Below are 10,036 nucleotides of genomic sequence, written 5' to 3' on the forward strand. Positions count from 1 at the left end.
TGGTACGCGTACCGGACCCGCCCCTTCTTCTCGTTCTCCGGCGGCTACGCCTTGCTCGCGGCGCACTCCGCGCAGGTACCGAAGATCTCGACGGTGTGCGCGACGTTCACATAGCCGTGCTGGGCGGCGATCATCTCGGCCCACTGCTCGACGGCCGGCCCCTCGACCTCCACGGCCTTGCCGCAGAGCCGGCAGACCAGGTGGTGGTGATGGTCGCCGGTCGAGCACCGCCGGTAGACGGCCTCGCCCTCGGTGGTGCGCAGGACGTCGACCTCACCGGCGTCGGCGAGGGACTGCAGGGTCCGGTAGACCGTGGTCAGGCCCACGGAGTCGCCGCGGTGTTTGAGGACGTCGTGCAGCTCCTGGGCGCTGCGGAACTCGTCGACCTCGTCGAGCGCCGCCGCCACCGCCGCCCGCTGCCGGGTGGACCGGCCGCGTACCGGCGCTGCGTTCGTGCCACTGATCGGCGCCGTGGCCACAGGTGCCTCCTCGTGTCGCCCGTACATGTGTCGGGCCATTGTGCCAGCCCGGCCGGGTGCCTCCGGCGAACACGTACGGTGCGACTCCGTCACACGCACCGCTGTCACACCCGTACGTCGTCCCGGTCGCGGCGGGCTGCCGGTACTTCCAGGGTGCACTCGGCCCCCTTCGCTTCGCTCGCCCGGGCCCGGCGTCGCGCGAGCGGAGCGGCGAGCGCGGTCAGCGCGACGAACACCGCGATGGCCAGCAGCACGATCGTCGCGCCGGGCGGGACGTCCTGGTAGTACGAGGTCACGGTGCCGGTGAGGGTCACGGCCGTGCCGATCACCACGGACAGCACGAAGGTGACCTTGAAGGACTTGGTGATCTGCTGGGCGGCCGCCACCGGCACCACCATCAGCGCGCTGACCAGCAGCAGGCCGACGACCCGCATCGCGACCGTCACGGTCACCGCGGCAGTCACCGCGACCAGCAGGTTCAGCACCCGGACGGGCAGCCCGGAGACCCGGGCGAACTCCTCGTCCTGGCTGACCGCGAACAACTGCCGCCGCAGCCCCACCGTGACCAGCACGACGAAGGCCGCCAGGACGCAGATCGCGACGACGTCCGACTCGGAGACGGTGGCGAGCGAGCCGAAGAGGTACGAGGTCAGATTGGCGTTGGAGCCGGTGTCGGACAGGTTGATCAGCATGACGCCGCCCGCCATGCCCCCGTAGAACAGCATCGCCAGGGCGAGGTCGCCGCGTGTGTGCCCGTACCAGCGGATCAGCTCCATCACGACGGCGCCGGCCACCGCGACGGCGGTCGCCATCCACACGGGGCTGGTGGAGAGCAGGAAGCCGAGGCCGACGCCGGTCATCGCGATGTGCCCGATGCCGTCGCCCATCAGGGCCTGCCGCCGCTGCACCAGATAGATGCCGATGGCGGGCGCGGTGATGCCGACCAGCACGGCCGCGATGAGCGCCCGCTGCATGAAGGGAGGGTTGAGGAATTCGAAGAGCATCAGGTCAGCAGTCCCGTCCGGACGGGCTCGGCGGCCGCGTGGGGGTGTACGTGGTCGTGGCCGGGCAGGGCGTGCTGGCCGAGCGCCTCGGGCGGCGGCCCGTCGTGCGTGACGCAGCCGTCGCGCAGGACGACGGCCCGGTCGATCAGCGGCTCCAGCGGGCCCAGCTCGTGCAGCACCAGCAGTACGGAGGTGCCGAGCGCCACCTGCTCGCGCAGGGTCGAGGCCAGGATTTCCTGGCTGGCCAGGTCCACCCCCGCCATCGGCTCGTCCATGATCAGCAGATCCGGCTCGGAGGCCAGGGCGCGGGCGATCAGCACGCGCTGGTGCTGGCCGCCCGACAGGGCGCTCACGGAGTCCTTGGCGCGGTCGGCCAGGCCCACCAGCTCGATGGCCCGGTCCACGGCCGCCCGGTCCGCCTTCCCGGGCCACCGCAGCCCCGTACGGGACAGCCGGCCGGAGGCGACGACCTCGCGGATCGTGGCGGGCACACCGCCCGCGGCCGTGGTGCGCTGCGGGACGTACCCGATCCGGCCCCACCGGCGGAAGCGGCGCAGCTCGGTGCCGAACAGCTCGACGCTGCCGCCGGTCAGCGGGACCTGCCCGATGACCGACCGTACGGCGGTGGACTTGCCGGAACCGTTGGCGCCGAGCAGCGCGACGACCTCGCCGCGGTGCACGGTCAGGTCCACCCCGCGCAGCACGGGGCGCGCGCCGAGGGTGGCCGTGGCGCCGCGCAGGGCTATGACGGCCTCCTGGGCGGGCTCGCGCGCGGCCTCGCGGGTGGTGCTCTCACGCTCCGGCATGAGCGCCTCCGATCCGAACGTCACAGGTGGTGCGAGTGGTACGGGTGGTGCGAGTCACTTCGCGCCGAGCGCCTTCTGCAGCGCGGCGAGGTTGGACTCCATGACCTCGATGTAGTCAGCGCCCTGGGACTTGTCCGTGATTCCCTCCAGCGGGTCCAGAACGCCGGTCTTGAGGCCGGTGTCCTTCGCGAGGGTCTTCGCGGTCCGGTCGCTGGCGAGCGTCTCGAAGAAGACCGTGGTGGCCTTCTCCTCCTCCGCGATGGTGTGGATCTCCTGGATGCGCGCGGGGCTCGGCTCGGCCTCGGGGTCGATGCCCGCGATGCCCTGCTGGGTGAGCCCGTAGCGCTCGGCGAGGTAGCCGAAGGCGGAGTGGGTGGTGATGAAGGTCTTGGTGGCGGGGTTCTTCAGCCCGGTCTCGTACGCCGTGTTCAGCTCGCCCAGCTCGGCGACGAGGGCGTCGGTGTTCTTCTTGTAGTCGGCGGCGTGGTCGGGATCGGCCTTCTCCAGCGACTTGCCGACACCCTTGGCGACCTCGGCGTACTTCACCGGGTCCAGCCAGATGTGCGGGTCGGCGCCGCCCTCCTCGCCGTGGTTGTGGCCGTCGCCCTCGGAGTGCTCCTCGTGGGCTTCTTCCTCGTGGCCGTGCTCGTCTTCGTGGCCGTGCTCGTCGGCGTGCTCTTCCTCGCCCTCGTGGCCGTGGTCGTGACCGCTGACCTCGGATCCGTGGTTCTCCAGCGTGGTGAGGGTCGCGGCGTCGACGGTGTTCTTCACACCGGACTGCACAATCGCGTCGTCCACGGCGGGCTGGATGCCCTTGAGGTACAGCACGTAGTCGGACTCGCTGATGGAGCCGATCTGGCGGGGGGTGAGCTCCAGGTCGTGCGGCTCGACGCCCGGCTTCGTGAGGCTGGTGACGGCGACGTGCTCGCCGCCGATCTTCTCGGCCAGGAACTGCATCGGGTAGAACGACGCCGTCACCTTCAGCTTGTCGGCGTTGCCCCCGTCCGCGGCGTCGGAGGTGGAGCAGGCGGAGAGAGCGGTCAGGCCGAGGGCGACTGCTCCGGCGACGGCGGTGGTGGGTATCAGGCGGCGTACGTTCATGACTGTCATTTTCAACAAAAGTGGAAACGATTGTCAACAAGACGGATGAGATGCCCGGAAGATCACGAGGTGGCGGCGCCCGGCCTCTTCCGGACCCTTACCGATTTGATCCAGGGGGTGCGCGCGCCGGTAATCTGAGTCCTTCGCCCGCCCGTCTCCCGATCACCACCCCTCACCGAGGCGCTATCGCGCCGCACCTGTTCCTATCCCGTCGTCGTAATGAAGAGAGCACCGTGGCCGCCGACAAGATCGACACCATCGTCAGCCTGAGCAAGCGCCGTGGCTTCGTCTACCCCTGCAGTGAGATCTACGGTGGCCAGAAGGCCGCCTGGGACTACGGGCCGCTGGGCGTCGAGATGAAGGAGAACCTGAAGCGTCAGTGGTGGCGCTACATGGTCACCGCGCGCGAGGACGTGGTCGGTATCGACTCCTCGGTCATCCTGGCCCCGGACGTCTGGGTCGCCTCCGGCCACGTCGCCACCTTCTCGGACCCGCTGACCGAGTGCACCTCCTGCCACAAGCGCTACCGCGCGGACCACCTGGAGGAGGCGTACGAGGAGAAGCACGGCAAGCCGCCGGTGGGCGGTCTCGCCGACCTCAACTGCCCCAACTGCGGCAACAAGGGCACCTTCACCGAGCCCAAGCAGTTCTCGGGTCTGCTCTCCACCCACCTCGGCCCGACCCAGGACTCCGGCTCGGTCGCCTACCTGCGCCCCGAGACCGCCCAGGGCATCTTCACCAACTTCGGCCAGGTGCTCCAGACCTCGCGCAAGAAGCCGCCGTTCGGCATCGCGCAGATGGGCAAGTCCTTCCGGAACGAGATCACTCCGGGCAACTTCATCTTCCGGACCCGTGAGTTCGAGCAGATGGAGATGGAGTTCTTCGTCAAGCCGGGCGAGGACGAGGAGTGGCAGCAGTACTGGATGGACCAGCGCTGGAACTGGTACACGGACCTCGGCATGCGCGAGGAGAACATGCGCTGGTTCGAGCACCCGAAGGAGAAGCTCTCCCACTACTCCAAGCGCACCGCCGACATCGAGTACCGCTTCCGCTTCGGCGGCAGCGAGTGGGGCGAGCTGGAGGGTGTCGCCAACCGCACCGACTACGACCTCAAGGCGCACTCCGAGGCCTCCGGCACCGACCTGCGCTACCACGACCAGGAGGCCCAGGAGCGCTGGACGCCGTACGTCATCGAGCCCGCGGCCGGTGTCGGCCGTGCGATGCTGGCGTTCCTCCTCGACGCCTACGTCGAGGACGAGGCCCCCAACGCCAAGGGTGTCATGGAGAAGCGCACGGTGATGCGCCTCGACCCGCGCCTGGCCCCGGTCAAGGTCGCGGTCCTGCCGCTGTCCCGCAACGCGCAGCTCTCGCCGAAGGCCAAGGGCCTGGCGACCGACCTGCGCAAGAACTGGAACATCGAGTTCGACGACGCCGGCGCCATCGGCCGCCGCTACCGCCGTCAGGACGAGATCGGCACCCCGTTCTGCGTCACCGTCGACTTCGACACCCTCGACGACAACGCGGTGACCGTGCGCGAGCGCGACACCATGAAGCAGGAGCGCGTCTCCCTGGACCAGATCCAGGCGTACCTGGGCTCGCGTCTGCTCGGCTGCTGACACCCGCGTACGTGCGTGAGGCCCCCGGTTCCGGGTACGGAACCGGGGGCTTCGTCATACAGTCCACCGGAGCCCCCGCCGCCGCCGTTCCGGGAGGTACGCCATGCCGCCGATCACCACCAGCAAGGTCAGCAGATGGGACCAGCACGGCCGTGAACACGTCGTGCAGGTACGGAAGTCGGGCATGACGCGCCAGTTGACCTGCTCCACCTGCGCGTGGCGCCGCTCGGCGCAGTTCCTGCCCTGGCTGAAGGCGGAGGAGCACTTGGCCGAGGCCCATCAGGCGACGGTCGACCCGACGGCCTGAGACCCCCGGCAGCCCCGGGCCCCGGGCGGCCGGAAAACCTGGTGCGGCGCCCGCGAGGAGCGGGGTACGGTTTCCGTATGTCTTCGTTCTTCCAGATCTACGAGTGAGAGCGCGGCGGGTGCGCACACCCCGCCGCAGCCCGGGACCGGCGCGACCGGACCCGATCACCTTCACCTGACTCACTTCACACCCCACAGGGGAGAACGCCATGGCCAAGAGTCGTAACAACCTCCTCGGCGTCGGCGGACAGCGCAAGAAGCTGTCCCGTGCCGACCAGCAGGGCGCGGGTTCCGCGCGCACCGCCGACCGCAAGGTCGCCGAGGACAAGAAGCAGGAGCTGGTCCGCAAGATGCGCGAGCGCGCCGAGGCCCAGGCGGCCACGACCGCCGCCGAGCCGGGCGAGCAGGACGACGCGTCGCCGGCGCAGAGCTGACGCCGCAGCGGTAGGACCTCGTAGGTTCGTACACGCCGTACGACCGTGGGCCCGGATCATCCGTGATCCGGGCCCACGCGCGTGTCCGCCCGCCCCTCCTGGCTCGGTTCCTAGCTCGGGACAGAAACGCCGGCCAGCTCCTCCGAGACCCGCCACACCCGCCGGGCCTCCTCGGTGTCGCGCAGCCGGCTGTACAGCTTCTGCTCGGCGGGCGGGCCGCCCATGTTTCCGGGCCCGCTCGGCCCGTAGAGGGCACCGCCCCGGGCGTCGGGCGAGGCGGCGGCGTACAGCGCGGGGAACTTCGCGCTCTCCACGGTGCCCACCACCAGGCCCCGGGCGGACAGCAGACGGATCATCCGGACGCCCAACGTGTCCTTGGCGCGGCCGACTTCGGGGCGGGCGGCGAGCAGGCTCGTCGGGGCGATGCCCGGGTGGGACAGATTGCTCGTGATGCCCCAGCCCTCGGCCCGGCTGCGCCGGTCGAGTTCGAGACCGAAGAGCCCGAAGGCGATCTTCGACTGGCTGTAGGCGCGCATGCCGTTGTAGGACCGCTCCCAGTTCAGATCGTCCCAGTTGATGGCGTTGCGGTTGGCGGCGACGCTGATCTGCGAGGTCACGCGGGCCCGCCCGGCGCGCAGGAGGGGAAGCAGACGGGCGACGAGGGCGAAGTGCCCGAGATGGTTGGTGCCGAACTGGAGCTCGAAGCCGTCGGTGGTGGTCTGCCGGTCGGGCGGGGTCATGACACCGGCGTTATTGACCAGAAGATGGATGGGCCGGTCCTCGTCGAGCAGGGTCGCACCGAGTGCCGCGACGGAGTCGAGCGAGGACAGATCGAGCGTGCGCAGCGACACCTGCGAGCCGGGCGCCTGCCGCTGGATCTCGGCTACCGCGGCCTCGCCCTTGCGCGGGTTGCGCACCGGCAGGACGACCTCGGCCCCGGCGGCGGCGAGCCGCGTCGCGATGCCGATGCCGATGCCGTCGCTCCCCCCGGTGACGACGGCGCGCTTGCCCGAGAGGTCGGGAACGGAGATGTCGGTGGTCTGGCGTGCCATGGGGAATCACTCCTGTGAGGTTCGGCTTCCTCTACGGTGACGTCGGCGCCCCGGCCTATCCAGGGCCTCCCGATCCACCGATCGGCGGGCCGAGGCTACGGCCCGGGACGGCGTGCGGCGGGCAAGCGCCGCCGTACGGGGGCCGTATGGGGGGATCGACGATCCGTGGCGGCGGGCGGCTCCGGGCGCTACAAAGGGAGCAGGAGCCCAAGGGAAGAGCCAGGGCCCGAGCGGGCTCACGAATCCGCTGGTGCCGCGCAGGGAGGCGGAGGAGACATGGAGATCGACCGGACCGGGCTCGCGGCGTTCCTGCGGCGTCGCCGGGAGCTGCTGCAACCCGAGGACGTCGGCCTGCCGCGCGGACAGCGCCGCCGGACCACCGGGCTGCGCCGCGAAGAGGTCGCCGTACTCTGCCACATGTCGACCGACTACTACGCCCGGCTGGAACGGGAACGCGGCCCGCAGCCGTCCGAGCAGATGATCGCCTCGATCGCGCAGGGCCTCCACCTCTCCCTCGACGAGCGCGACCACCTCTTCCGGCTCTCCGGACACACCCCGCCCGCCCGGGGCACCACCGGCGAGCACATCAGCCCCGGCCTCCTGCGCATCCTGGACCGGCTGGACGACACCCCCGCCGAGATCGTCACGGAGCTCGGCGAGACACTGCGGCAGACCCCGCTCGGCGTCGCCCTCACCGGCGACACGACCCGGTACACCGGCATCGCGCGCAGCATCGGCTACCGGTGGTTCACCGACCCCGCCACCCGGGCGCAGTACGTGGCCGAGGACCACCCGTTCCTCTCCCGGATGTTCGCCTCCGGTCTGCGGGAGCTGGCCACCCTGCGGGGGGCCGGCTCCCGGGCCGCGCACTGCGCCGAGTTGCTGCGCGAGGGGAGCGAGGAGTTTCGCAGCCTCTGGGACGAGCACGAGATCGGCATCCGCCCGAACGAGGTCAAGCGCTTCATCCACCCCGAGGTCGGCGTACTGGAGCTGAACTGCCAGCGGCTGCTGGACCCGGACCAGTCGCACAGCCTGCTCGTGTACACGGCCGCGCCGGGCAGCGAGAGCCACGAGCGGCTGCGGCTGCTGTCGGTCATCGGGACGCAGACGCTGCGCTGACCTCTCGGCTGCGGGACACGCCCGTCGGCTCGGTCGGCAGGCCTACCGGAAGAGGGGAGGGTGGAGCCGCGCCAGGTCCCGCGTGATGGCGTCCTGGGTGGGGTCGGTGACCTCCCAGTCGTGCCCCGACGGGTGGCCGCCGAACCGGCCACAGGCCGCGTCCGCGTTCCGGGGGTCGCGGACCGCGCACCAGGGCAGTGGCAGCAGCCGGACCTGCCCCGCACGCCACCGCGCCCAGACGGCGCTTCCCAGCCGCCCGCCCTCGTCCCACAGCATCGTCGCGTGCGCCTCGTCGTGGCCCTCGCCGAGTTCGCAGAGCAGGTGTCCGGCCTCCGGGCGACGAGCCGGGACCGACAGCGCGAGCACGTGCTCCGGGGGTGGCAGTAGCGCGACGGCGGTGCACTGGTTCACGGTCACGGGGTCACCCTTCGGAAGAGTCGCCCGGGACGAGCCGCTCCGCGATCAGGTCGCCGAGCGGGTCGGTCACGTCCCAGGAGTGGGACGGGACTCACAGGACCTCACCCCGGCTACGGGCGTTGAGGCGTGCGGTACGGGCGCGGAGCTGCTCTATGAGGAGCGCGGGGCGTACGTGGCGGGGCTCGGCCTCCCACTCCGCGCCGCCCCCGACGGGCCGGAGCGACCAGTAGGGGCCGGCGACCCCTCGGAACTCGCCCACGCGGTCGGCGCGGCTGGTGTCGACCAGGAGGGTTCCGGGGGCAGGGAGGCCAGGGGGCTCCTGGTTATTCGGGCATAAGTCCTCGCCGTACATCGATCGCTCCTCGTGGCGTCGCAACTTGGCCCCCGAGCATGGCGCTGGGTGCGACTGTGTCGATTGGCATCTCTAGAGAACTGGACATCTCTAGAGATGTCAACACGTCGACTGAGGTCCCTTCGGTTCCACACCCCTCGCCAGGTGAGGCAGGCCGCGCAAGTTGACTCGCGAATCACCCACAATGCCCAGGTCAGGAGCGTGAGCCGACGCGTGTGGCCTCCCGGATGTCGCGTCAGTACCTAGCGCGACTAGGCTGCCTGGAGAGGAGAGGAACCCGTAGATGGCTACCGACGCCACTGGCCGTGAGCCCAAGTACCAGCGGATCGCGAAAGCCTTGAAGGCAGAGATCCAGTCAGGGGCGCTGGAGCCTGGGGCGCGCCTTCCCGGTGAGAACGACCTCATGTCGCAGTACGGCGTTGCGCGCATGACGGCGCGGCAGGCTTTGGGCGTGCTTCAGAGCGAAGGTCTGACGGAAGCGCGGAAGGGCGTCGGAGTCTTCGTGCGGGCATTCCAGCCGCTGAGGCGTCGCGGGATTCCGAGGTTGGTGCGAGAGCAGTGGGGATCTGGGCGTTCCGTCTGGGATGCAGACCTCGGGGATCGCGACCTGGTGGTTGACCAGGTGGAAGTCGGTGAGGGTGCCGCCTCGGAGAACGCGGCGCGCGTGCTCGGCCTCGACGCGGGGGAGCGTGTCTGGATCAGGAGCCGCCGGTTCGTGTTGGACGGCAAGCCGGTCCTTCTGGCGAGGTCGTACCTCCCGGCACTTCTGGTCGAAGGCTCGGCGATCACCCAGCCGGACACGGGGCCCGGCGGGATCTATGCTCGGCTCGCCGAACTGGGCCATGGGCCAGTCCACTTCCGGGAAGAGATCCGCTCCCGCATGCCGCTGCCCGAGGAGGCAGCGAAGCTCAGCCTTCCGGCCGGGACGCCCGTCATGCTCATCTGCCGGACCGCTTTCGCGGAGGGGGGCCGTGTCGTGGAGGTCAACGAGATGGTCCTGGACGCGGCTGCATACGTCCTGGAGTACGCCTTCGACGCGTGACCGCCCCGAGGCCCTCTGGTGCGCGGCCCGCCGCATCGCGCATGGTGGTGCTTCCTGCGGCGAAGGGATACCCGTGTTGCCCGAATCCCCGTGCTGGTTCACGTCCTCGTACAGCGCGAACGGCGGCAACTGCATCGAGGTCGCCGCCAACCTCGCCGCCTCGCGCGGCATCGTCCCGGTCCGTGACTCCAAGGTCGCGGGCGGCCCCGTGGTCGAGGTCCCCGTCACCGCGTTCTCGGCGTTCGTCGCGGGCATCCGGGGCGGAACGTTCGACACCGTCTGAGGAACCGAGCAGCAGGATGCCCCGC

Annotated in this window: 13 protein-coding genes; 6 read left to right on the plus strand and 7 right to left on the minus strand. The window is 70.4% G+C overall.

Going from position 1 to position 10,036, the window contains the following annotated elements; all coding sequences use genetic code 11:
- Positions 1 to 44 precede the first annotated feature (44 nt).
- The 4 genes from ACFWM7_RS15280 to ACFWM7_RS15295 all read right to left on the minus strand — a co-directional run bounded on the left by ACFWM7_RS15280 (position 45) and on the right by ACFWM7_RS15295 (position 3,390).
- Complete coding sequence (locus ACFWM7_RS15280; RefSeq protein ID WP_030585500.1) at positions 45 to 479, minus strand: Fur family transcriptional regulator; 435 nt, start codon at positions 477 to 479, stop codon at positions 45 to 47.
- 104 nt (positions 480 to 583) lie between these two features.
- Positions 584 to 1,483 (minus strand): metal ABC transporter permease, encoded by a 900-nt coding sequence (locus tag ACFWM7_RS15285; RefSeq protein ID WP_383260393.1) that lies wholly within the window; start codon positions 1,481 to 1,483, stop codon positions 584 to 586.
- Entirely contained in the window at positions 1,483 to 2,289 is an 807-nt protein-coding gene (locus ACFWM7_RS15290) for a metal ABC transporter ATP-binding protein (RefSeq protein WP_383260395.1), read from the minus strand. Before ACFWM7_RS15290 ends, ACFWM7_RS15285 begins: the two co-directional genes overlap by 1 nt.
- Positions 2,290 to 2,343: 54 nt before the next feature.
- A complete protein-coding gene (locus tag ACFWM7_RS15295) occupies positions 2,344 to 3,390 on the minus strand; it encodes a metal ABC transporter solute-binding protein, Zn/Mn family (RefSeq protein WP_383260398.1) in 1,047 nt (348 codons plus the stop codon).
- 233 nt (positions 3,391 to 3,623) lie between these two features.
- On the opposite strand from ACFWM7_RS15295, the gene ACFWM7_RS15300 reads away from it, so the two are divergent.
- The 3 genes from ACFWM7_RS15300 (at position 3,624) to ACFWM7_RS15310 (ending at position 5,746) form a co-directional block, all read left to right on the plus strand.
- Complete coding sequence (locus ACFWM7_RS15300; RefSeq protein WP_383260399.1) at positions 3,624 to 5,006, plus strand: glycine--tRNA ligase; 1,383 nt, start codon at positions 3,624 to 3,626, stop codon at positions 5,004 to 5,006.
- Between the two features lie 103 nt (positions 5,007 to 5,109).
- Positions 5,110 to 5,313 carry a hypothetical protein gene (locus ACFWM7_RS15305; protein WP_383260400.1) on the plus strand — a complete coding sequence of 68 codons (204 nt, stop codon included), beginning with the start codon at positions 5,110 to 5,112 and terminating at the stop codon, positions 5,311 to 5,313.
- A gap of 208 nt (positions 5,314 to 5,521) precedes the next feature.
- Positions 5,522 to 5,746, plus strand: a complete 225-nt coding sequence (locus ACFWM7_RS15310; protein WP_383260402.1) for a DUF6243 family protein — start codon at positions 5,522 to 5,524, stop codon at positions 5,744 to 5,746.
- 110 nt (positions 5,747 to 5,856) lie between these two features.
- On the opposite strand, the gene ACFWM7_RS15315 is transcribed toward ACFWM7_RS15310, so the two are convergent.
- Positions 5,857 to 6,798, minus strand: a complete 942-nt coding sequence (locus ACFWM7_RS15315) for an SDR family oxidoreductase (RefSeq protein WP_383260404.1) — start codon at positions 6,796 to 6,798, stop codon at positions 5,857 to 5,859.
- A gap of 276 nt (positions 6,799 to 7,074) precedes the next feature.
- On the opposite strand from ACFWM7_RS15315, the gene ACFWM7_RS15320 reads away from it, so the two are divergent.
- Positions 7,075 to 7,917, plus strand: coding sequence for a helix-turn-helix transcriptional regulator (locus tag ACFWM7_RS15320; RefSeq protein WP_383260406.1), 843 nt, complete (start codon positions 7,075 to 7,077; stop codon positions 7,915 to 7,917).
- A 42-nt stretch (positions 7,918 to 7,959) separates the two neighbouring features.
- Here ACFWM7_RS15320 and ACFWM7_RS15325 read toward each other — a convergent pair whose 3' ends face one another.
- The gene (locus tag ACFWM7_RS15325; RefSeq protein ID WP_383260416.1) at positions 7,960 to 8,328 is read right to left on the minus strand and encodes a hypothetical protein; all 369 of its coding nucleotides are present in this window, start codon (positions 8,326 to 8,328) and stop codon (positions 7,960 to 7,962) included.
- Between the two features lie 97 nt (positions 8,329 to 8,425).
- Positions 8,426 to 8,686, minus strand: coding sequence for a hypothetical protein (locus ACFWM7_RS15330; RefSeq protein WP_383260408.1), 261 nt, complete (start codon positions 8,684 to 8,686; stop codon positions 8,426 to 8,428).
- 283 nt (positions 8,687 to 8,969) lie between these two features.
- Between ACFWM7_RS15330 and ACFWM7_RS15335 the strand changes: the two genes are divergently transcribed.
- Together ACFWM7_RS15335 and ACFWM7_RS15340 are read left to right on the plus strand one after the other, a co-directional pair.
- Positions 8,970 to 9,728 carry a GntR family transcriptional regulator gene (locus tag ACFWM7_RS15335; protein ID WP_383260410.1) on the plus strand — a complete coding sequence of 253 codons (759 nt, stop codon included), beginning with the start codon at positions 8,970 to 8,972 and terminating at the stop codon, positions 9,726 to 9,728.
- Between the two features lie 73 nt (positions 9,729 to 9,801).
- A complete protein-coding gene (locus ACFWM7_RS15340) occupies positions 9,802 to 10,011 on the plus strand; it encodes a DUF397 domain-containing protein (RefSeq protein ID WP_383260412.1) in 210 nt (69 codons plus the stop codon).
- Positions 10,012 to 10,036 lie beyond the last annotated feature (25 nt).

Origin of the sequence: Streptomyces sp. NPDC058375 (assembly GCF_042723425.1) — a bacterium.
Classification (GTDB): Bacteria; Actinomycetota; Actinomycetes; order Streptomycetales; family Streptomycetaceae; genus Streptomyces; species Streptomyces durocortorensis.